Source organism: Geodermatophilus sp. SYSU D00965 (assembly GCF_054050075.1).
The window spans coordinates 40,894-62,388 of record NZ_JBJGYQ010000019.1 but is presented as its reverse complement, the minus strand read 5'-3'; the positions used below and the strand labels follow the sequence as shown (position 1 = coordinate 62,388).

Below are 21,495 nucleotides of genomic sequence, written 5' to 3'. Positions count from 1 at the left end.
CGCTGGGAGCCGTGAGCGCGCTCGAGGTCCTCCGGCTGGGTCTGATCGACTACGAGGAGGCGTGGGCGCAGCAGCGCGAGCTGCACGCCCGCGTCGTGGAGGGCACCGCCCCCGACACCCTGCTGCTGCTGGAGCACCCGCCGGTCTACACCGCCGGCAAGCGCACGTTGCCGCACGAGCGGCCGTTCGACGGCACGCCGGTCATCGACGTCGACCGCGGCGGCAAGATCACCTGGCACGGTCCCGGTCAGCTGGTCGGCTACCCCATCGTCCGGCTGGCCGACCCGGTCGACGTGGTGGCCCACGTCCGGCGGCTGGAGGCGGCTCTCATCGAGGTCTGCGCCGGTCTGGGCCTGGCCACCGAGCAGGTCGAGGGGCGCAGTGGCGTGTGGGTGCGTGCCGACGAGCGTGGCCCCGACCGCAAGGTGGCGGCCATCGGCGTCCGGGTGGCGCGCGGCGTGACGATGCACGGGTTCGCCCTCAACTGCGATCCGGACATGGCCGCGTTCGGGAACATGATCCCGTGCGGGATCGTCGACGCCGGCGCCACGTCGCTGACCGCCGAACTGGGCCGCGACGTCACCGTCGCCGAGGTCATCGACCCCGTCGAGGCCGCGATGCGGCAGGTGCTGGCCCCGGCCGAGGTCTCCGCGGCCTGAGCGCGCACCTCGCCGTGCGCCCGGACAGCGACCTGCACGGTGTCGGGACCACCCGGCCACGGTCGGTCACCGGGCCTCTCGTCTCGTTCCGGGCTCAGTCCGACGCGCCGGACGCGAGGTGCCGCGACCAGGTGGAAAGCTGCCCGGCCGGCTCGAAGCCCAGCGCCTGGTTGACGGCGACCATCGGCACGTTGCCGTTGGAGTTGTACGTGCTGATCCGCTCCACCTGAGGGAAGGCCACCGCCAGCTCCCGGAGCACGGCCGTCTTCAGCAGGGCTCCGAGCCGGTGGCCGCGGTGCTCCCGCAGCACCAGCGTCCCCGCCTGCTGGGCGCGCTGCGGCCGCGACAGCAGGACCTGCAGATCGGTGAAGGCCACCAGCCGGCCGTCCGCCACCGCGCCCGCCGAGAGCACCGTCCGCCCGCGTGCCACCTGCGCGGCCTCGTGCTCGCGGACCCGCTCGGTGTCCCACCGCTCCTCCCCCACCGGCAGTTCGCCGTGCGGGGCGTCGGTGCTCATCCGTTCCTCCAGCAGCGCCCGGTCCTCGACCAGGTCGTCCGGGACCCGGTCCCGCCAGGTGACGACCTCGTAGCCCCGGGCGGCCTGCCGCGCCTGCGCCTCGACGGCGGACAGCCGAACCTCGTCCGGAGGCAGAGGCAGGTCGCGGCGGGTCTCGACCAGGTCGCACGTCCAGCCGTGCCGCAGCGCGAACCGACGCCCCGGCGTGCCGGGGCGTGGCTCGTCGATCTCGGTGATCAGCTCCGTCCGGCCGTGCGCGGCGACCAGCCGCAGGGCCTCGGCCAGCAGCGCGGCGCCGATGCCCTGCCTCCGGTGCGCCGGGTGCACCGCGAGGTCCACCACGGCGACCGTGGTGTTCTCGCGGAGCGGGAGGAGCAGCCGGAGCGCCCCGACGACGTCCCCGCCGGCCACCGCGGCCCGGTGCGTGCCATCGCGCGAGCCACCGGGGGCGACCAACTGCCGGCCGAGGGCGACGTGCTCGACCGCCGGCCGGGGCAGCTCACCGGGACGGTCGGCGCTCTCGACGGCCGCCCAGACGGCGCACCACGCGGGAAAGCGGGCGTCGTCCGGGTCCAGCTCCACCAGGTGTGCGCACGTCGAGGTCACCTGCTGGTTCTACCGGCCGCGGCAACCGCTTTCGGCCCGCGGCGGCCCGGCCCGGCCGAACGGCGTCGCCGGGTGAGCCCGTCACCCGGCGACCGGCGTTCACGCCACGACGAAGTTGACCAGCCGCCCGGGGACGGCGATCACCCGGCGCACCGTCTTGCCGGCCAGGTGCCCGGCGACCTTCTCGTCGTCCCGCGCGGCCGCCTCCAGCGCGGCGGCGTCGGCGTCGGCCGGGACCGTCACCTGCGCGCGCACCTTGCCGTTCACCTGGACCGCGACCTGCACGGTGTCCTCGACCAGCCAGCGCTCGTCGGCGACCGGGAACGGCGCCCACGCCAGCGACTCGTCGTGGCCCAGCCGCGCCCACAGCTCCTCGGCGATGTGCGGCGCCAGCGGGGCCACCATCAGCACCAGCGGCTCGACCACCGTGCGCGGCACCGGCGAGGAGGCGCCGTAGGCCTGCGTCAGGTGGTTGGTCAGCTCGGTGATGCGGGCGATGGCGATGTTGAACCGCAGCGTCGACATGCCGTCCCGCACGCCGGCGATCGCCCGGTGCAGCGCCCGGAGGGTCTCCTCCGAGGGCGTCAGGTCGTCCGCGGCCCGCACCGCGCCGGTCTCCTCGTCGACGACCACCCGCCAGATCCGCTGCAGCAGCCGCTGGGAGCCGACCACGGCCTTGGTCTCCCACGGCCGGGACTGCTCGAGCGGGCCGGTCGACATCTCGTAGACCCGGAAGGTGTCGGCGCCGTACTGACCGATCATCTCGTCCGGCGTGACCATGTTCTTCAGGCTCTTGCCGATCTTCCCGTACTCGCGGTTGACCAGCTTGCCCTCGAAGAGGAACTGCCCGTCCTGCTCCACCACCTCGGCGGCCGGCACGTAGAAGCCGCGCTCGTCGGTGTAGGCGTAGGCGGAGATGTAGCCCTGGTTGACCAGCCGGCGGAACGGCTCCTCGCTGGACACGTAGCCCAGGTCGAACAGCACCTTGTGCCAGAACCGGGCGTACAGCAGGTGCAGCACCGCGTGCTCCACGCCGCCGACGTACAGGTCCACCCCGCCGACGTCCCCGGGCTCGCGCGGGCCCAGCCAGTAGCGCTCGTTCTCCGGGTCGACCATCCGCTCGTCGTCGGCCGGGTCCAGGTAGCGCAGGTAGTACCAGCACGACCCGGCCCAGTTGGGCATCGTGTTGGTCTCGCGGCGGTACTTGCGCGGGCCCTCGCCCAGGTCCAGCTCGACCGTCGTCCAGTCGGTCGCGCGCGACAGCGGCGGCTCGGGGGCGGAGTCGGCGTCGTCGTCGTCGAACGTCTTCGGCGAGTAGTCGTCGACCTCGGGCAGCAGCACCGGCAGCATCGACGTCGGGACGGCGACCGGCAGGTCGTTCTCGTCGTAGACGATCGGGAAGGGCTCGCCCCAGTACCGCTGCCGGCTGAACAGCCAGTCGCGCAGCTTGTAGGTCGTCGTCGCCTCGCCGTGCCCGTGCTCGACCAGCCACCCGGTGATCCGGGCGATCGCGGTGGCCTTGTCCAGGCCGTTCAGCGAGATCTCGTCGTTGGCCGAGTTGATCATCGGGCCGGCGCCGGTGTACGCCCCGCCCTCGAAGTCCTCCGGCGGCTGCACGGTCCGCACCACCGGCAGCCCGAACACCTGCGCGAACTCGAAGTCGCGGGCGTCCTCCCCCGGCACCGCCATGATCGCGCCGGTGCCGTACCCGGTCAGCACGTAGTCCGCGATGAACACCGGCAGCTCGCGACCGTTGACCGGGTTGACCGCGGTGACCCCCAGCCACACACCGGTCTTCTCCCGGGCTTCGTTCTGCCGGTCGAGCTCCGAGCGGCGGGAGGCCTGCCGCTGGTACTCCCGCACCGCCTCCCGCGGGGTCGCGGCGCCCGCGGTCCAGCGCGGGTCGGTGCCGGCCGGCCACGCGGCGGCGGTCAGCGACTCGACCAGCGGGTGCTCCGGCGCCAGCACCATGTAGGTGGCGCCGAACAGGGTGTCCGGGCGGGTGGTGAAGACCTCGATGGCCTCCTCGCCGCAGCGGAAGCCGATCCGCGCGCCGGTCGAGCGGCCGATCCAGTTGCGCTGCATCTGCTTGAGCGAGTCCGGCCAGTCCAGCCGGTCCAGGTCGGCCAGCAGCCGCTCGGCGTAGGCGGTGATCCGCATCATCCACTGGGTCAGCGGACGCCGGAACACCGGGAAGTTGCCCCGCTCGGACCGGCCGTCCGGGGTGACCTCCTCGTTGGACAGCACCGTGCCCAGACCCGGGCACCAGTTCACCGGCGCCTCGTGCAGGTACGCCAGGCGGTGGGCGTCGACCACCTTGCGCTTCTCGACCTCGTCCAGCTCGGCCCAGGGGCGGCCGGTGTCGTTGGTACCCGGGGCCGGCTCCCGCGTGCCGGCGTCCAGCTCGGCGACGAGCTCCTCGATCCGCCGCGCCTTCCCGGCCGACTCGTCGAACCACGACCCGAAGATCTGCAGGAAGATCCACTGGGTCCACTTGTAGTAGCCCGGGTCGATCGTGGCGAAGCTGCGGCGGTCGTCGTGGTCGACGCCCAGCCGGCGCAGCTGCGCCTTGATCGCGGCGATGTTGGCCTCGGTGGTGATCCGCGGGTGCTGCCCGGTCTGGACGGCGTACTGCTCGGCGGGCAGGCCGAAGGCGTCGTAGCCCATCGGGTGCAGCACGTTGTCGCCGTCCATGCGCCGGAACCGGCTGGTGACGTCGGTGCCCAGGTAGCCCAGGGGGTGGCCGACGTGCAGGCCGGCACCGGAGGGGTACGGGAACATGTCCATCACGAAGTACTTGGGCCGGTCGGCGACCCGCTCGAAGCCCGCGGAGAGCCGGCCGGTCGGGTTCGGGGTGTGGAACGTCCCCTCGGCCTCCCAGCGGTCCTGCCAGGCGAGCTCGATCTGCTGCGCCAGCGCCGGGGTGTACCGGTGCGGCGGGACGCCCTCGCCGGCGGGGTCGGTCGCAGGCTGGCTGGCCGTCTGGCTCATCGTTCGTGCTCCTGGGGGCTCGTACCGGCGGCGGACATGAAAAAACCCCTCACACAGGAGGGGTCGCCGTGCTGACTCGAGACGGTCAGGTCAGCACGGCCGGAGAAGGAGGAGCCGGCCGGTCACGACTCCGATCCTACCGCGCGTCCGCGCAGGGCCGGAGCCGTGCACGGGCCGGACGGCGGGGTGCGCCGCATCCCTTCGGGCAGGGGCGGTCCGCGCCGTCTGCAGCCGACCGGCCCGACGGCCGATGACCGGCCCGTGCAGTCCCCCTCCCGCCCGGCGTCGCCGGCACCCTCCCTCCTGGCGGTGGCCGGCTGCATCGCGCTGTTCGCCACCGGCATGGGCGGGCGACCGGCGGTGCCCTCGCGGACGTCGTCTACGACGTGGTCCTCTACAACTCCGCCTACCTGCCGGCGGCCCTGACCTGCTGGCAGGCGTCGCGGCGGGTGCCCGCCGAGCGCGCCGTCTGGGGCGCCCTCGCGGGATCGCTGGTGCTCAGCGCGGTCGCGAACGTGCTGCGCTCGACCGGGACCGCCGCGCTCGCCGACGTCTGCGCGTTCGTCGCCTACCTCGGCCTGTACGTCACGCTGGTGGGCCTCATCCGCCCGCGCGTGCGGCGGTTCCACCCCGGCACGTGGCTGGACGGGGTCATCGGCGCCCTCGGCACGACGGCGGTCGGCGTCGCCTACCTGGTGGGGCCGCTCGTGCAGCGGACCGGAGGGGACGTGCCCCTCCTCCAGCTGGTCTGGCCGGCGGCCGACGTCCTCCTGGCCGCGCTGCTGGTGGCGGTCGGCTCCATCCTCGGCGTCCGCCTCGACCGGACGCTGGTCACCGTCACCGCGGCGATGGTCTGCACGTTCGCCGGGGACGTCGTCCTGCTGCACCTGAGCGCCGAGGACCGGTACGTCCCCGGCGGGCCGCTGGACCTCACCTGGCTCACCGGGGTGGCCCTCGGTGCGGTCGCCGCCGCCCGGGCGCGGACGCCCGCCGTGGTCGTCGCCGGCGGCGGCACCCGGGTGGGCTGCTCGTGGGCCCTCGGCTGCGCGGCGGGCTCCGCCCGGACGACGTCCTGACCCGCCTGGGCGGGGACGAGTTCGCCGTCCTGCTGTCGGGCACCGACGAGGAGCGGGCGCAGCGGACCGCGGTCCGGCTGCGGGAGCTGCTGCTGCAGCCGTTCACCGTCGAGGGCATCCGCCTGCACGCCGGGGTCAGCATCGGCGTCGCCACGGCACCCCGGCCGGCCGGCACGGTCGAGGAGCTGCTGCGCTGCGCGGACGTCGCCATGTACGCCGCCAAGTCGTCGCGGACCGGGGTGCGTGTCCACGTCCCCGACCCCGACGGCGGGGGCAGCGACCGGCTGCGCACGATGGAGGACCTGCGCACCGCGCTGGAGACCGGCGAGCTGGAGGTCCACCTCCAGCCGCAGGTCGACCTCGTCGACGGCCGCGTGATCGGCGCCGAGGCACTGGTCCGCTGGCGTCATCCGCGCCGCGGCCTGCTCAACCCCGCCGACCTGCTGCCCGCAGCCGAGCAGGCGGGGCTGCTGCGCCCGCTCACCGACCGCGTGCTCGACCTCGCCCTGGCCGCCGCGGCCCGCTGGTGGCCGGAGCACGGCGTGCCGGTCTCGGTGAACCTCTCCGCGGCCAACGTCAGCGACCTGGACCTGCCCTGGAAGGTCGAGGCGGCGCTCGCCCGCCACGGCCTGCCCGCCGCCGCCCTGACCCTGGAACTGGTCGAGGACACCCTCATGGCCGACCCGGAGCGGGGCCGCCTGGTGCTCGGCGAGCTGCGCCGGCTCGGCGCGCGGACGTCGATCGACCACTACGGCACCGGCTACAGCTCGCTGGCCTACCTGCGGCACCTGCCCGCCGACGAGCTCGAGCTCGACCGCAGCCTCACGGTGGACTGCGACCGGGACCCTCGGGCGGCCGCGATCGTCCGGCACACCGTCGCGCTGGCCCACGACCTGGGCCTGCGGCTGGTGGCCGAGGGGGTCGAGGACGAGCCGACCGGCGCCGTGCTGCGGGACCTGGGCTGCGACGTCGCCCAGGGCTACGCGGTGGCCCGGCCCATGCCCGTCGCCGACTTCCTGCGGTGGCTGGACCGGCACCCCACCCCGCTCCGGGACGCGACCGTCGCCGGCTGATGCGGGCCGGCCCGGTCAGGCCAGCTCGCGCTCCAGCACGTCCCGCAGCGCGGTGTTGAGCTCACCGGGCGGCCCCTCCGGGCTCAGGTGGATCCCCATCTGGCTGCCGTGGTACTCCCAGTAGGCGAAGCTCAGGTCGTTCTCCTCGAGCCTCCCGGCTCGACCTCGACCTGAGGTCGAGCCCCGGAGCCGCTGACCTGTCAGCGCAGCTGCGGCGCCACCTCCGCGGCCACCAGGTCCAGGTGGTCGAGGTCGGCGAGGTCGAGGACCTGCAGGTAGCACCGGCTCGCGTCGGCCTCGGCGTAGCGCCCCAGGACGTCGACGACCTCGGCCGGGGTGCCGGCCGCGCCCTGCGCGCGCAGCTCCTCCACCCCACGGCCGATGGCGGCCGCGCGACGGGCCAGCTCGGCCTCGTCGCGGCCGACGCACAGGACCAGCGCCGAGCTGAAGACCACGGAGGCGGGGTCCCGCCCGGCCTCCTCGCAGGCCTCGCGGACCCCGGTGAACAGCTGGGCGTTCTCCTCCACCGACGCGAACGGCACGTTGAACTCCGCGGCGTACCGGGCCGCCAGCCGTGGCGTGCGCCGCCTGCCCCGCCCGCCGACCAGGATCGGGACGCCGCCTTCCTGCACCGGCTTGGGCAGCGCCGGCGAGTCGCTGACCTGGTAGTGCTGCCCGGCGAAGTCGAAGGTCTGCCCCACCGGCGTCCCCCACAGCCCGGCGATGACGGCGAGCTGCTCCTCGTACCGGTCGAACCGCTCCCCCAGCTCCGGGAACGGGATGCCGTACGCGCGGTGCTCGGCCTCGTACCACCCGGCGCCGATGCCCAGCTCCACCCGGCCGCCGCTCATCTGGTCGACCTGCGCCACGGCGATGGCCAGGGGCCCGGGGAGGCGGAAGGTCGCCGCCGACATCAGCGTGCCCAGCCGGATGCGGCTGGTCTCCCGGGCCAGCCCGGCGAGGGTCACCCAGGCGTCTGTGGGGCCGGGCAGGCCGTCCCCGCCCATCGTCAGGTAGTGGTCGGAGCGGAAGAAGGCGTCGAAGCCGGTCTCCTCGGTCCGCCGGGCGACGGCCAGCAGGTCGTCGTAGGTGGCCCCCTGCTGGGGCTCGGTGAAGATGCGCAACTGCACCCGGCGACGCTATCCGCGCCACTCCCGGGCCGCCGCCCGGAGATCGCTCCGGGGTGTGCCCGGAGCGGTGAGCGGGCAGGATGGCCGCCGAGACGATCAACCCGGAGGTGCATCTCGTGTTCCGCAAGAAGACGCACGGCCAGATCATCGGCGAGGAGCTCCAGGAGGGCTTCAGCCACATCGGGACGGCGGTGGCGGAGGCGGGCCGGGCGGCGGCGGAGCAGCTCGCACCGCGCGTCGAGGCCGCCCGGGAGGCGACCGGTCCGGCCCTGGACGCCGCGAAGCTCGCCGTCGCACCCAAGGTGGCCGCCGCCGTGGCCGCCGCCGCACCGGCCGTGCTCAACGCCCGCGAGGCCATCGCGCCCCGCGTCGAGGCCGCGCGTGACGCTCTGACGCCCCGCTACGAGGCCGCCGTCCCCCACGTGACCTCCGCGGTGGCCGCCGCGCAGGCGGCCGCGGCCAAGGCCGCGGCGGACCTCGGCCCGCGGGTGGAGGCGGCCCGCGAGGCCGCGCAGAAGACGCTCGAGAAGGACGTCGTCCCCCGGCTGACCGCCGCCCAGGCGGCCGCGCTGGCCTACGCCGCCCCGAAGGTGCTGGCCGCCCGCGAGTCGGTCACCCCGGCGCTGGAGCACACCCGTGAGTCCATCGCCGCCGGCCTGCACAACGCCCTCGAGCAGCTCGACGCCCGACGGGAGGAGCTCACCGCCAGCACGGCGAAGGCGAAGAAGCAGGCGGCCAAGAGGCGGCGCGCCCTGGAGAAGAAGGCGGCCAGGTCGACGACGAAGGCCAAGCGGACGGTCGGCCTGGAGCCCGCTCCGCGCCGCTGGCCGTGGCTGCTCGCCGTGCTCGCGATCGGCGGGGTGGCCTTCGCGGTCCTGCGGCGCCAGAAGAACGACGACCTGTGGATCCCTGCGCCGACCGGCGACGGTCCGGTGCCCAGCTACCGAGAGGACCCCGTGCCCAGTTCACCGAGCAACTCCGGCAAGACCGTGTCCGACGCCCAGGGCGCGCCGGGCGACGCCTCCCCCGAGGAGTCCGACCTGGGCATGCGCGACGCCCAGCTCGTCAAGGGCGACGGCCCGGACCTGCCGACCCCGCCCGAGGAGACCACGCCGGAGCCCTACACCTCCGGCGGCGGCGCCCAGGGCCAGGGCCCGACCGCGGGCCCGCGCGACCAGCAGCCCTGACCCCGTCACCGATCGCACCGCCCCCGTCGCTCCGGCGACGGGGGCGGCCCGCGTCCGGAGTACCGTGGCCGATCATGAGTGAGACGGTGGCCCCGACCCCCTCCTCGGACTCCCCGATCGCCCCCTCCGGCCGCAAGCTGCTGCGGCTGGAGGTCCGCAACAGCCAGGTGCCGATCGAGCGCAAGCCCGAGTGGATCAAGACCCGGCTGAAGACCGGCCCCGAGTACACCGAGCTGAAGTCGCTGGTCCGCCGCGAGGGCCTGCACACCGTCTGCGAAGAGGCCGGCTGCCCCAACATCTACGAGTGCTGGGAGGACCGCGAGGCCACCTTCCTCATCGGCGGGGACCAGTGCACCCGGCGGTGCGACTTCTGCCAGATCGACACCGGCAAGCCGGCCGAGTTCGACGCCGACGAGCCGCGCCGGGTGGCCGAGAGCGTCGCCACCATGCAGCTGAAGTACGCGACGGTGACCGGCGTCGCCCGCGACGACCTGCCCGACGGCGGCGCCTGGCTCTACGCCGAGACCGTGCGACAGATCCACGCCGCCGTCCCCGGGTGCGGTGTCGAGCTGCTCATCCCCGACTTCAACGCCGACCCCGGCCAGCTGGCCGAGGTGTTCTCCGCCCGCCCCGAGGTGCTCGCGCACAACGTCGAGACCGTGCCGCGCATCTTCAAGCGGATCCGGCCCGGCTTCCGCTTCGAGCGCTCGCTGTCGGTCATCACCGCCGCCCGCGAGGCCGGGCTGGTCACCAAGTCCAACCTGATCCTGGGCATGGGCGAGGAGCCGCACGAGGTCGTCGAGACGATGCACGCCCTGCACGAGGCCGGCTGCGACCTGCTGACCATCACGCAGTACCTGCGCCCCTCGCCCCGGCACCACCCGGTCATCCGCTGGGTCAAGCCCGACGAGTTCGTCGAGTTCCAGAAGACCGCCGAGGAGATCGGCTTCCCGGGGGTGCTCGCCGGTCCGCTGGTCCGCAGCTCCTACCGGGCCGGCCGGCTCTACCAGCAGGCCGTCGAGGCGCGCGGTCTCACCCGCACCGTCTGAGGGAGTCGCCCGGGCCGGTCCACCGGGACCGGCCCGGCACGCCCCTATCCTCTAGGGCATGGCGCGCAGCAGGTCCACCGACTCCCCCGCACCCACCGGCAAGGCCGGGCGGGGTCCCTCCGGACGCGACCGGGGGGCGAGCGCCTCCGGTGCGTCGGCGTCGGGCGGGAAGGCCCCGAAGCTCGGCAAGGACGGGCAGCCGAAGGTCGGCCGGCTCAAGAAGGTCGGCAACCAGGCCCGCATGATCAAGCAGGCCTACTCGCTGACCCGCAAGAACGACCCCAAGCTGCCCTGGGTGATGCTGATCGCCTTCGTGGCGGTCGCCGCGGTGGTCGAGCTGATCGGCATCCTGTTCGGCTCCCCGTTCCTCTTCATCCCGCTGGCGCTCATCCTCGGCGCGCTGACCGCGCTGATCGTCTTCGGCCGGCGCGCCCAGGGCTCGGCCTACCGGCAGGTGGAGGGCCAGCCCGGTGCGGCGGCCTGGGTGCTGGAGGGCATGCGCGGCGACTGGCAGGTCAGCGCGGGCGTCGCCGGCACCACCCAGCTCGACGCCGTCCACCGGGTGCTCGGCCGCCCCGGCGTGATCCTGGTCGGCGAGGGCGCTGCCTCCCGCGTGCGCCCGCTGCTGGCGCAGGAGAAGAAGAAGATCGCGCGGGTCGCGGGCGACGCCCCCATCTACGACGTCCTCGTGGGCGACCAGGAGGGGCAGGTCCCCCTGCGCAAGCTCAGCGCGCACGTCATGAAGCTGCCCCGCAACCTCGACGGCGGCCAGCTCAACGCACTCCGCAAGCGGCTGGCGGCCCTCGGCGGTGGGCGCATGCCGGTCCCCGGCGGCCCGCTGCCCGGTGGCCGGCAGATGTCGGTGAGCCAGCGGCAGGTCCGCCGGAGGTAGCCCGGAGACGCAGCGAGCCCCCGTGCCGACCGGCACGGGGGCCCGCTGCATTCCGGGAACGTCAGGTGCGGACGACGGCGGTGTCGGTGAGCCGGTCGTGCAGGCCGCGGCCGTCGGCGTCGACCACCAGGGCGGGCAGCAGCAGCACGAGCAGCGCCGTCCGGACGACGGCCCGCCACAGCGCGAGCCTCGCCCCAGGGCGCGGGTGGGCCAGCCGGAGCCCGAGCAGCCGCATCCCCGGCGTCTGCCCGAACAGCACCAGGGTGATCACCGTGACCAGGCCGAAGGACAGCAGGCTCCAGTTGCCGGGCAGGTCCGGCGCGGTGAACAGCCCGGCGACCAGGGCGGCGGCGATCGCGTCGACGACGAACGCGCCGGCCCGGCTGGTGAAGGTCGCCAGCGAACCGGGGCCCTCGGCGGGCAGCCCCAGCGCGGCGCCCCGGGGACGCTCCTGAGAGGGTTGTCGTGCGTCCCTGACCATGACCGCCAGCGTAGGACCCGCCCGCCGCACCCCTCTCCGACACCGGTCAGGCGCTCCCGCGACACGCCCAGGGGCGTTGTTACCGGTCTGAAACACCGGAGACACTGCCGGGCAACTCCCGGCTCGTAGCTTGCGGTTCAGCAATCCGCCCAATCCCGGAGGATCGATGTTCACCAGTCCCGACGAGGTCGCCGCCTACATCCGCGACAACGACGTCGAGTTCGTCGACGTCCGTTTCTGCGACCTGCCCGGCGTCATGCAGCACTTCACCATCCCGGCGTCGACCTTCGGCGAGGACACCTTCTCCGAGGGGCTCGGCTTCGACGGTTCCTCGATCCGCGGCTTCCAGGCCATCAACGAGTCGGACATGCTGCTGCTGCCCGACGCCAACAGCGCCTTCGTGGACCCGTTCCGCAAGCACAAGACGCTCAACGTCAACTTCTTCATCCACGACCCGATCACGCGGGAGGCCTACAGCCGCGACCCGCGCAACGTGGCGAAGAAGGCCGAGGCGTACCTGGCCAGCAGCGGCATCGCCGACACCGCGTACTTCGGCCCCGAGGCGGAGTTCTACATCTTCGACTCGATCCGGCACTCCACCGGCATCAACGAGGGCTACTACCACATCGACTCGGTCGAGGGGTCCTGGAACTCCGGCGCGCTGACCGGCGAGAACGGCGGCCCCAACCTGGGCTACAAGACCCGCGCCAAGGGCGGCTACTTCCCGGTCGAGCCCTACGACCACTACAGCGACCTGCGCGCCGAGATGATGCTCAACCTGACCCAGGCGGGCCTCGAGCTCGAGCGGGGCCACCACGAGGTGGGCACCGGCGGCCAGGCCGAGATCAACTACAAGTTCGACACGCTGCTGCGCGCGGCCGACAGCCTGATGCTGTTCAAGTACATCATCAAGAACACCGCCTGGCAGGCCGGCAAGACCGCGACCTTCATGCCCAAGCCGCTGTTCGGCGACAACGGCTCGGGCATGCACTGCCACCAGAGCCTCTGGAAGGACGGCGAGCCGCTCTTCCACGCCGAGACCGGTTACGCGGGGCTGTCCGACACCGCCCGCCACTACATCGGCGGCCTGCTGGCCCACGCCCCGTCGCTGCTGGCCTTCACCAACCCGACGGTCAACAGCTACCACCGCCTGGTGCCCGGCTACGAGGCCCCGATCAACCTCGTCTACTCGGCGCGCAACCGTTCGGCCTGCTGCCGCATCCCGATCTCCGGTGACAGCCCGAAGGCCAAGCGCATCGAGTTCCGCGTGCCCGACCCGTCGGCCAACCCCTACCTCGCCTTCTCGGCGATGCTCATGGCCGGCCTCGACGGCATCAAGAACAAGATCGAGCCGCCGGCGCCGGTCGACAAGGACCTCTACGAGCTGCCGCCCGAGGAGGCCCTGGGCATCGAGAAGGTCCCGGCCTCGCTGGACGCCGTCCTCGACAGCCTCGAGTCCGACCACGAGTACCTGATCGACGGTGGGGTGTTCACCCCCGACCTGATCGAGACGTGGGTCGAGTACAAGCGGGAGCACGAGATCGACCCGATCCGCCTGCGCCCGCACCCGCACGAGTTCGCGATGTACTACGACATCTGATCCACCCCGCGGGACCTGCGGCCCCCGACCTCAGCCGAGGTCGGGGGCCGCGGTGCACCCGGGGTCGCCCGCGTCGGGCGTGCGGCTCAGCGGCGGGCGCCCGGTTGCGGGAGCTCAGCCGAGCAACGGGCCCAGCCGGTCGGCGTACGGGACGGCGAACGCGGCGCGGCCGGCGGCCACCGCCTCGTCCTCACCGGCGCCGGTCACCGCGATAGCCCCCACGAGCACACCGGACGGCGCCCGCACCGGCACCGCCGCGCAGGAGACGCCCTCGTGCAACTGGCCGGCCTGCGCCGCCGTCCCCCGCTCGGCGATCCCGCGCAGCTCGGCCTCCAGCTCGGCCTGTCGGGTGACGGTGCGCGGGGTGAGCGCCAGCAGCCGCCGGGGGTGGACGACGTCGCGCCAGTCGGGCTGCTCGGCGAGCAGCAGCTTGCCGACGGCGGTGGCGTGCAGGTGCCGCTCCACCTCCTCGGTCGAGCGCAGCGGGTGGTCGGGGTCGACGTCCGCGCAGCGCAGCACCGGCCCGACGTAGAGGACCAGGTGCACGCCGAAGCGCACCTGCCGGCGCAGCTCGCCGACGACGTCCCGCGCGGCCGTGGGCAGCTGTGGCGGGGTGGCGCCGCCGGCCAGACCCGCGACCTTGCGGCCCAGCGCGAACCCGTGCAGGTCGGGCAGCCGGACCAGGTACTCCTCCCCCACCAGCAGGTTGAGCAGCCGGTAGGCGGTGGCCGGCGGGAGGCCGACGTCCTCGGCCACCTCCTTGGCGGTGACCCCGGCGCCCGCCCGCGCCACCGCCTCGAGGATGGCCAGCGCGCTCTGCACGGCCTTGGGCTGGCGTCCGGTGAGGCCGCGGTCGACGGCGGGGGTCATCGGGCCGACCCGACGCTGCCCGGCAGCACGCTGCTCGCGGTGGCCTGGTCGTAGACCCCGACGGCCGTCAACCGCTCCGGGTGCCGCCCGCGCAGCCACGCCGCCCAGGCCAGGCCCGGGAGCATGGCCGCCAGGAAGACGACGACCACGGTCCGGCCGCCCGACGAGAAGGCGCCCGCCATCGCGGCCAGCAGCGCGACCAGGCCGACTCCCCCGGCGCACAGCCCGCCCACCGCGGCGGCCGGCGTCAGCTCGCCGATCCGGCGGAGGAAGGCAGGCACGGCAAGGCAGGCGAGCACGTAGGCGACGACGTACCCGAACGCGGACACGGTCAGCGAGGCGGCGAGGACCGCCCGCGGCCCGCCCCCGACGGCCAGCGCGACCACAGGCACGCCGACCACCGCCGGCAGGACGACGGCCAGCGCCACGTGCGGGGTCTCGTGGCGGGGGTGGGTGCGGCCCAGCGCCCGCGGCAGCACGCCCTCCCGGCCCATCGAGAACAGCACCCGGCCCAGGGCGTTGGTCGACCCGGTGACGCAGGCGAAGAAGGACGCGGCGATGCCCAGGTCCAGCACCCGCCGCAGCGGGCCCAGGCCCTGCCCCTCGGCGAGTTCGGCCACCGGCACGGGGCTGGTGAGCACCTCGAGCGGCGCGGCCCGCAGGAGCACGACCTGCGCGGCGGCCGCGACGACGAACAGCACGCCGGCGACCGCGGGGGTCCACAGCACCGCCCGGGGGACGGCGACCAGCGGACGGCGGGCCTCCACGCCGAGGGTGGCCGCGCTCTCGAACCCCATGAACGCGGTCACGCCCAGGACGACGCCCACCGCGACGCCGTCCCACTGCACCGGCGCGTCCACGACCGCGGCCGCGCTGCCCGGGTCGCCGCGGTCCGCGACCAGGAGCACGGCGAGCACGGCGAGCACCACCCCGATGGAGAGCACCTCGAGGGCCAGCGCGACCCGGGCCGACAGCTGGACGCCACGGACGGTGAACAGCGTGGCCAGGGCCCCGACGCCCGCGCCGAGGCCGGCCACCACCAGGGGCGTGGGCCGCAGCCCCACGACGCCGGCGAGGTAGATCGCCGCCCCCACCAGCGCCGACATCGCGACGGCGGCGTAGGCGACCAGGGAGGCCCAGCCCCCGGCCAGCGCGCCGACCGGCCCGAGACCCTTGGCCGTGTAGCTGTACGTCCCGCCCACGGCGGCCATCCGCCGGCCGAACTGGCCCAGGCACCAGCCGACCAGCAGGACCAGGGCGGTCGCGGCGACGAAGGCCGGCAGCGTCGCGGCCCCCGACTCGACCAGCACGATCGAGGGGACGACGACCATGGCCGCCGACGGTGCGAGCGCGGAGACCGACTGGGCCAGGACCTCGAGGAAGCTCAACCGCCGACGGCGCAGCCCGGCGACCGGCGAGGAGAGGGGCAACCGGGCGGCGGCGGGCCGCCGCGCCCCGGTGCGCTCCGCCATGGCCCTCCGTCCGGTTCCCGCACCGGAGTGCAGGGAGCGAGGAACCCCCGCTCCCTGCACTCCGGTCGACGGTGGGCGAGCGTAGCCACGCGGCGTGCCCGCGGGGTCGTTCTCGAATGAGAAAAGTGTGACCGCCGTCTCGTTCGGGGTTACACGGACGTTTCCGTGAAGTTACGGGCGTGTGACCGCGCAGGTCGGGTTCGACGCCACAGTGTGCGGGTCGTCCCCGACCCCGGAGGTCCGCATGGCCACCGTCTCCGACCCGCCACCCACCGCCGCGGGCACCGCGCGCCCGACCGCCGCCGACCACCGGCTGCGGGGACGCCTCGGCCCGGCCGCGATCGTGTTCATGGTCGTGGCCGCGGCCGCACCGCTGACGGTGATCGCCGGCTCGGTGCCCATCGGCATCGCGGCGGGGAACGGCCCGGGCTACCCGGCGATGTACGTGGTCGCCGCCGTCGTCCTGCTGTTCTTCGCCGTCGGGTTCACCGCGATGACCAGGCACGTGCCGAACGCCGGCGCCTTCTACTCCTACATCGGGACCGGCCTCGGCCGCGGCGCGGGCCTCGGCAGCGCCCTGGTCGCGCTCATCAGCTACGTCACCGTGCAGGGCGCCGTCTACGGCTACATCGGGTTCCTGCTCGACGACCTGGTCACCGGCTACGGCGGGCCGGACCTGCCGTGGTGGCTGTGGACCGCCGTGGTCCTCGTGATCACCGGGGTGCTGGGGTACCGGCACATCGAGCTGTCCAGCAAGGTGCTCGGCGTCCTGCTGGTCGCCGAGGTGGGCATCGTCCTGGTCCTGGACGCCGCCGTCGTCGGCCAGGGCGGCGGCCCCGAGGGCCTGTCGACCGCGCTGCTGACCCCGGCCGACGTCCTCTCCGGCGCCCCCGGCATCGGGCTGATGTTCGCCATCGCCGGGTTCATCGGCTTCGAGGCGACCGCGATCTTCCGCGACGAGGCCCGCGACCCCGACCGGACCGTCCCGCGGGCCACCTACGCCGCACTGGCCATCATCGCGGTCTTCTACACCGTCTCCGCATGGGCCATCGTGAGCGCATGGGGCGACAGCCGCATCGTCGAGGAGTCCGCCGCGGACCCGGGCGGCATCGTGGTCGCGACCGCCGAGCAGTTCGTCGGGCCGGCGGCCGCCGACGTCATGCAGGTGCTCTTCGTGACCAGCCTGTTCGCGGCGATCCTGGCGTTCCACAACGTGCTGGCCCGCTACGTCTTCTCCCTCGGCAACACCGGCGTGCTGCCGGGCACCTGCGGCCGCAGCCACGCCCGCCACGCCTCGCCGCACGTCGCCTCCCTGGTGACCTCGGGCGTGGGTGCGCTCGTCATGGCCGTCTGCGTGATCGCCGGCCTGGACCCGGTCCTCGAGGTCTTCACCTGGCTGGCCGGCATCGCCAGCGTCGGGATCGTCGTCCTCATGCTGCTGGCCTGCCTGGCGGTCATCGTGTTCTTCCGCCGCACCGGCGTGGACCGCCGTCCGTGGCAGACGCTGGTCGCGCCCGTCCTCGGCCTGCTCGGGCTCGCCGCGATCCTCGTCCTGCTCGTCGACAACCTGCCGCTGCTCATGGGCGGCTCCACCGTCCTGGGCGTCGGCGCCGGCGTCCTGCTCGCCGTCGCGCTGGCCGCGGGCTGGGCCCTGGCCAAGGCCCGCCCGCAGGCGGCCCGCGACCTGACCACCGCCTCCCCCGCCGACTCCGCCCCGCAGATCTGACCGTCGTCCGCACCCACCTTGGAGACGCCGTGACCCTCACCGCCCCCACCACGAGCACCACCCACCCGCTGTCCCGGATGACCGCCGAGGAGATCACCGCCGCCCGGGAGGTCGTCGAGGCGGCCGGCCTGCTCGGCGAGAACACGAAGTTCGTCTACGTCGGCCTCGACGAGCCGCACAAGCGCGAGGTCCTCGCGTGGCAGCCCGGGCAGCCGGTCGAGCGCCGGCTGCGCGTCCTGCTGCTGGACCGGGCCACCGGCCGGGGCCGCGACCTCACCGTCTCGGTGACCGGCCGGTCGATCGTCTCCGACGTCGAGATCGACGGCGTCGCCGACGGGCAGGTGCCGATCCTCGACGCCGAGTTCGAGGCGATCGAGCCGATCCTGGCCGCCGACGAGAGGTGGATCGCCGCCATGGCCAAGCGCGGGCTCGACGTGGCCAACGTGCGGGCCGTGCCGCTGTCGGCCGGGTCGTACTTCCCCGAGGAGTTCGGCCACCGCGTGGTCCGCGTCCTGGGCTTCCACCAGGCCGACGAGCACGACCTGCCGTGGGCGCACCCGGTGGACGGCGTGGTGGCCTACGTCGACATCACCCGTGGGGTGACCACCGCGGTGCACGACCACTACGACCTGCCGGTGCCGGCCGAGCGCGGCGACTGGGACGGCGAGGCGCACCGCTCCCCCGCGCGCGACCTCAAGCCGATCGAGATCACCCAGCCCGAGGGCCCGAGCTTCACCGTCGAGGACGACGTCGTGCGGTGGGCCGGCTGGGAGGTGCGGGTCGGGTTCGACGTCCGCGAGGGGCTCACCCTGCACCAGGTCTCGGTCGACGGCCGGTCGGTGGTCTACCGGGCGTCGATCTCGGAGATGGTGGTGCCCTACGCCGACCCGTCGCCCGTGCGGTTCTGGCAGAACTACTTCGACACCGGCGAGTACCTGTTCGCCCGGTACACCAACGCCCTCGAGCTCGGCTGCGACTGCCTCGGCGAGATCCACTACTTCGACGCCACCATCGCCGACGAGGACGGCGCCCCGCGGGTGCTGCGCAACGCCATCTGCCTCCACGAGGAGGACTACGGCGTGGGCTGGAAGCACACCGACCTGTTCAACGGGATGGCCGAGACCCGGCGCTCCCGCCGCCTGGTGATCAGCTTCTTCACCACGATCGGCAACTACGACTACGGCTTCTACTGGTACCTCTACCTCGACGGCACGATCCAGCTGGAGTCCAAGGCCACCGGCATCGTGTTCACGTCGTCCTACCGGGGCGACGAGCACCCGTACGCCACGGAGGTCGCGCCCGGTCTGGGTGCGCCGTTCCACCAGCACCTGTTCTCCGCCCGGCTGGACATGGCCGTCGACGGGCTGACCAACACCGTGCACGAGGTGGACGCCGTCCGGCAGCCGGTCAGCGACGCCAACCCCTACGGCAACGCCTTCACCCGCCGGTCCACGCCGATCACTCGGGAGTCGGAGGCGGCCCGGGTGACCGACGGGACGGTGGGCCGGGTCTGGCACGTGGTCAACCCGGAGCGGACCAACCGGCTGGGCCAGCCGGTGGGCTACGCGCTGCACCCGGAGAACCTCCCGCTCATGCTGGCCGACGAGTCCTCCTCCATCCACCAGCGCGCCACCTTCGGCACCAAGAGCCTGTGGGTGACGCAGTACGACCCGGCCGAGCGCTACGCGGCCGGCGACTTCGTCAACCAGCACCCCGGCTCGGCGGGGCTGCCGGCGTTCGTGCGGGCCGACCGGCCGCTGGAGGGGCAGGACGTCGTCCTGTGGCACACCTTCGGGCTGACCCACTTCCCGCGCCCGGAGGACTGGCCGGTCATGCCGACCGACTACGCCGGCTTCACCCTCAAGCCGGTCGGCTTCTTCGACCGCAACCCGGCGCTGGGCACGCCGAGGACGACGTCGGCCCACTGCGCGCACGAGTCGTGACGGCGTCCCCCTGCCGTGATCATGGGGTTGTTGCCGGACGCCGCGGCGTGTCCGCCCGGACCGGCGGCAACAGCCCCATGATCAACGGGGTGAACGGGACCCTCGCCGTCGCCGTCGTCCTGGCCGGGCGGGGAGCGGCGCTGCTCGCCCTCGGCTCGGCCGTCGTGCACCTGGCCGGGGTGAGCGCGGCGTCGCTGACCGCGCTCGCCACGGCGGGGCTGGGGCTGGCCTGCCTGCCCTGCGCCTGGCACCTGTGGCGGTCGCCGTCCGCCGGGGTGTGGGGCACGACCGTCGCCCTGGACCTCGGCATGCTCGCCGTGCACGCGCCCCCGGCCGGGCACGTGCACGGCGGCGGGGCGGGCATGCCCTTGGCGGGCCTGTGGCTGGTCGGCGCCTCGCTGCTGCTGGGCCTGGCGGTGCTGCTCGCCACCGCCGTCCGGGCGGTGTCCGGCCGGGTGCCGCTGCCCGCCGATGGGGAGGAGACTGCCCGACCATGACCGCCACCGACGCCTACCGCGCCGCCCGGGACCAGCTGCTCGACCTCCGGGGACAGCACGAGCGAGCGGTCGCCGAGTTCCGCTGGCCCGACCTCGGGGACCGGTTCAACTGGGCGGTGGACTGGTTCGACGCGGTCGCCCGCGGCAACGGCCGGCCCGCGCTGGTCATCGCCGGGGACGACGGCGCCACCACGACGCGGACCTTCGACGAGATGGCCCGCCGCTCCGACCGGGTCGCCGCGTGGCTGGCCGAGCGCGGCGTGCGCCGCGGCGACCGGGTGCTGCTCATGCTGGGCAACCAGGTCGAGCTGTGGGAGTCGATGCTGGCGATCATGAAGCTCGGCGCGGTCATCATGCCGACCACCACCGCGCTCGGGCCGGCCGACCTCACCGACCGGGTCGAGCGCGGCGGCGCCCGGCACGTCGTCTGCACCCCCGCCGACACCGCGAAGTTCGACGCCGTCCCGGGCGACTACACGCGGATCAGCGTGGGTCCCGCCGACGGGTGGGCCGACCTGCACGAGGCCGAGGGGCTCGAGGCCGCCCCGGCTCCGCACCCGGGCACCGCGCCGGGCGACCCGCTGCTGCTGTACTTCACCTCGGGCACCACCTCCCGGCCCAAGCTGGTCGAGCACACCCAGGTCTCCTACCCGGTCGGGCACCTGAGCACGATGCACTGGCTGGGCCTGCGCCCCGGCGACGTCCACCTCAACGTCTCCTCCCCCGGCTGGGCCAAGCACGCCTGGTCCTGCTTCTTCGCCCCCTGGATCGCCGAGGCGACGGTCTTCCTGCACGACTACAAGCGGCTGGACCCCGCCGTCCTGCTCGACCGCATCCGCGAGCACGGGGTGACGTCGTTCTGCGCGCCGCCCACGGTGTGGCGGATGCTCATCAACGCCGACCTCTCCGGCGGGCCCGGCGCGCTGCGCGAGGTGATCGGCGCCGGGGAGCCGCTGAACCCCGAGGTCATCGAGCAGGTCCGCCGGGCGTGGGGCCTGACCATCCGCGACGGCTACGGCCAGACCGAGACCACCGCCCAGATCGGCAACACCCCCGAGTCGGTGGTCAAGCCCGGCTCGATGGGCCGGCCGCTGCCCGGCGTGCCGGTGGCGCTGGTCGACCCGCTCACCGGCCGCGCCGTGGAGGGCCCCGGCGAGGGCGAGATCTGCCTGGACCTCTCGGCCTCCCCGCTCCCGCTGATGACCGGCTACCAGGGCGACCCCGACCGCAACGCGGGCGCGATGGCCGGCGGCTACTACCACACCGGGGACATCGCCGGCCGGGACGCCGACGGCTACATCACCTACGTGGGCCGCACCGACGACGTGTTCAAGGCCAGCGACTACAAGATCAGCCCGTTCGAGCTCGAGTCGGTGCTCATCGAGCATCCCGCGGTGGCCGAGGCCGCCGTCGTCCCCGCGCCGGACGCGGTGCGCCTGGCCGTGCCGAAGGCCTACGTGGCGCTGGCCCCCGGGCACGAGCCGACCGCGGAGACGGCGCAGGCGATCCTGCGGTACGCCCGCGAGCACCTCGCGCCCTTCCAGCGGGTGCGCCGCATCGAGTTCGCCGAGCTGCCCAAGACCATCTCCGGGAAGATCCGCCGGGTCGAGCTGCGCGGTCGCGAGCAGGAGCTCGCCGCCGTCGAGGGCCCCCGCCCCGGCGAGTGGCGCGACGACCAGTTCCCGGGGCTGCGCTCCTGAGCCGCTCCCGCCGGGGGCCCCGGTCC

Annotated in this window: 17 protein-coding genes; 11 read left to right on the top strand and 6 right to left on the bottom strand. The window is 74.1% G+C overall.

Annotation, left to right across the window (positions count from 1 at the left end):
- Positions 1-11: 11 nt before the first annotated feature.
- Complete coding sequence (lipB, locus tag ACI789_RS17900) at positions 12-659, top strand: lipoyl(octanoyl) transferase LipB (protein WP_457010723.1); 648 nt, start codon at positions 12-14, stop codon at positions 657-659.
- A 94-nt stretch (positions 660-753) separates the two neighbouring features.
- Here the strand turns inward: lipB and ACI789_RS17895 are convergent, their stop codons facing one another.
- Together ACI789_RS17895 and leuS are read right to left on the bottom strand one after the other, a co-directional pair.
- The gene (locus tag ACI789_RS17895) at positions 754-1,782 is read right to left on the bottom strand and encodes a GNAT family N-acetyltransferase (RefSeq protein WP_457010722.1); all 1,029 of its coding nucleotides are present in this window, start codon (positions 1,780-1,782) and stop codon (positions 754-756) included.
- A 99-nt stretch (positions 1,783-1,881) separates the two neighbouring features.
- Positions 1,882-4,773, bottom strand: coding sequence for a leucine--tRNA ligase (gene leuS, locus ACI789_RS17890; RefSeq protein ID WP_457010721.1), 2,892 nt, complete (start codon positions 4,771-4,773; stop codon positions 1,882-1,884).
- 386 nt (positions 4,774-5,159) lie between these two features.
- Here leuS and ACI789_RS17885 point away from each other — a divergent pair, with 386 nt between their 5' ends.
- Together ACI789_RS17885 and ACI789_RS17880 are read left to right on the top strand one after the other, a co-directional pair.
- Complete coding sequence (locus tag ACI789_RS17885; RefSeq protein ID WP_457010720.1) at positions 5,160-5,849, top strand: hypothetical protein; 690 nt, start codon at positions 5,160-5,162, stop codon at positions 5,847-5,849.
- Positions 5,804-6,922, top strand: a complete 1,119-nt coding sequence (locus ACI789_RS17880; RefSeq protein ID WP_457010719.1) for a putative bifunctional diguanylate cyclase/phosphodiesterase — start codon at positions 5,804-5,806, stop codon at positions 6,920-6,922. The genes ACI789_RS17885 and ACI789_RS17880 overlap by 46 nt, the downstream gene beginning before the upstream one ends.
- A gap of 200 nt (positions 6,923-7,122) precedes the next feature.
- Here the strand turns inward: ACI789_RS17880 and ACI789_RS17875 are convergent, their stop codons facing one another.
- Positions 7,123-8,052 (bottom strand): LLM class F420-dependent oxidoreductase, encoded by a 930-nt coding sequence (locus tag ACI789_RS17875; protein WP_457010718.1) that lies wholly within the window; start codon positions 8,050-8,052, stop codon positions 7,123-7,125.
- Positions 8,053-8,132: 80 nt separating this feature from the next.
- Between ACI789_RS17875 and ACI789_RS17870 the strand changes: the two genes are divergently transcribed.
- The 3 genes from ACI789_RS17870 to ACI789_RS17860 all read left to right on the top strand — a co-directional run bounded on the left by ACI789_RS17870 (position 8,133) and on the right by ACI789_RS17860 (position 11,180).
- Entirely contained in the window at positions 8,133-9,239 is a 1,107-nt protein-coding gene (locus ACI789_RS17870; RefSeq protein ID WP_457010717.1) for a hypothetical protein, read from the top strand.
- A gap of 74 nt (positions 9,240-9,313) precedes the next feature.
- On the top strand, positions 9,314-10,288 hold the full coding sequence (gene lipA, locus ACI789_RS17865) for a lipoyl synthase (protein ID WP_456920382.1): 975 nt from the start codon (positions 9,314-9,316) through the stop codon (positions 10,286-10,288).
- Positions 10,289-10,346: 58 nt separating this feature from the next.
- On the top strand, positions 10,347-11,180 hold the full coding sequence (locus ACI789_RS17860) for a DUF4191 domain-containing protein (protein ID WP_457010716.1): 834 nt from the start codon (positions 10,347-10,349) through the stop codon (positions 11,178-11,180).
- Positions 11,181-11,241: 61 nt separating this feature from the next.
- Here the strand turns inward: ACI789_RS17860 and ACI789_RS17855 are convergent, their stop codons facing one another.
- Complete coding sequence (locus ACI789_RS17855) at positions 11,242-11,661, bottom strand: RDD family protein (protein WP_457010715.1); 420 nt, start codon at positions 11,659-11,661, stop codon at positions 11,242-11,244.
- Positions 11,662-11,827: 166 nt separating this feature from the next.
- Between ACI789_RS17855 and glnA the strand changes: the two genes are divergently transcribed.
- Positions 11,828-13,261, top strand: a complete 1,434-nt coding sequence (gene glnA, locus ACI789_RS17850; protein WP_456920385.1) for a type I glutamate--ammonia ligase — start codon at positions 11,828-11,830, stop codon at positions 13,259-13,261.
- A gap of 114 nt (positions 13,262-13,375) precedes the next feature.
- Here glnA and ACI789_RS17845 read toward each other — a convergent pair whose 3' ends face one another.
- Positions 13,376-14,131 carry an IclR family transcriptional regulator gene (locus tag ACI789_RS17845; RefSeq protein ID WP_457010714.1) on the bottom strand — a complete coding sequence of 252 codons (756 nt, stop codon included), beginning with the start codon at positions 14,129-14,131 and terminating at the stop codon, positions 13,376-13,378.
- Positions 14,128-15,603 (bottom strand): APC family permease, encoded by a 1,476-nt coding sequence (locus ACI789_RS17840; RefSeq protein ID WP_457010713.1) that lies wholly within the window; start codon positions 15,601-15,603, stop codon positions 14,128-14,130. Before ACI789_RS17840 ends, ACI789_RS17845 begins: the two co-directional genes overlap by 4 nt.
- Before the next feature lie 244 nt (positions 15,604-15,847).
- On the opposite strand from ACI789_RS17840, the gene ACI789_RS17835 reads away from it, so the two are divergent.
- Genes ACI789_RS17835 through ACI789_RS17820 form a run of 4 tightly spaced genes read left to right on the top strand, consistent with a single transcriptional unit; the run spans position 15,848 to position 21,469 of the window.
- Positions 15,848-17,329: an APC family permease gene (locus ACI789_RS17835; RefSeq protein WP_457010712.1), complete on the top strand. Its 1,482-nt coding sequence runs from the start codon at positions 15,848-15,850 to the stop codon at positions 17,327-17,329.
- A 29-nt stretch (positions 17,330-17,358) separates the two neighbouring features.
- Positions 17,359-19,272: a primary-amine oxidase gene (locus tag ACI789_RS17830; protein ID WP_457010711.1), complete on the top strand. Its 1,914-nt coding sequence runs from the start codon at positions 17,359-17,361 to the stop codon at positions 19,270-19,272.
- Positions 19,273-19,319: 47 nt separating this feature from the next.
- The gene (locus ACI789_RS17825) at positions 19,320-19,769 is read left to right on the top strand and encodes a hypothetical protein (RefSeq protein ID WP_457010710.1); all 450 of its coding nucleotides are present in this window, start codon (positions 19,320-19,322) and stop codon (positions 19,767-19,769) included.
- Entirely contained in the window at positions 19,766-21,469 is a 1,704-nt protein-coding gene (locus tag ACI789_RS17820) for an AMP-binding protein (protein ID WP_457010709.1), read from the top strand. The genes ACI789_RS17825 and ACI789_RS17820 overlap by 4 nt, the downstream gene beginning before the upstream one ends.
- Positions 21,470-21,495: the final 26 nt, after the last annotated feature.

Coding starts and splice junctions, on each gene's coding strand:
- ACI789_RS17845 (WP_457010714.1), bottom strand. CDS start 14,131: ATGACCCCCGCCGTCGACCGCGGCCTCACCGGACGCCAGCCCAAGGCC.
- leuS (WP_457010721.1), bottom strand. CDS start 4,773: ATGAGCCAGACGGCCAGCCAGCCTGCGACCGACCCCGCCGGCGAGGGC.
- ACI789_RS17860 (WP_457010716.1), top strand. CDS start 10,347: ATGGCGCGCAGCAGGTCCACCGACTCCCCCGCACCCACCGGCAAGGCC.
- ACI789_RS17840 (WP_457010713.1), bottom strand. CDS start 15,603: ATGGCGGAGCGCACCGGGGCGCGGCGGCCCGCCGCCGCCCGGTTGCCC.
- ACI789_RS17870 (WP_457010717.1), top strand. CDS start 8,133: ATGGCCGCCGAGACGATCAACCCGGAGGTGCATCTCGTGTTCCGCAAG.
- ACI789_RS17835 (WP_457010712.1), top strand. CDS start 15,848: ATGGCCACCGTCTCCGACCCGCCACCCACCGCCGCGGGCACCGCGCGC.
- lipA (WP_456920382.1), top strand. CDS start 9,314: ATGAGTGAGACGGTGGCCCCGACCCCCTCCTCGGACTCCCCGATCGCC.
- ACI789_RS17855 (WP_457010715.1), bottom strand. CDS start 11,661: ATGGTCAGGGACGCACGACAACCCTCTCAGGAGCGTCCCCGGGGCGCC.
- glnA (WP_456920385.1), top strand. CDS start 11,828: ATGTTCACCAGTCCCGACGAGGTCGCCGCCTACATCCGCGACAACGAC.
- ACI789_RS17820 (WP_457010709.1), top strand. CDS start 19,766: ATGACCGCCACCGACGCCTACCGCGCCGCCCGGGACCAGCTGCTCGAC.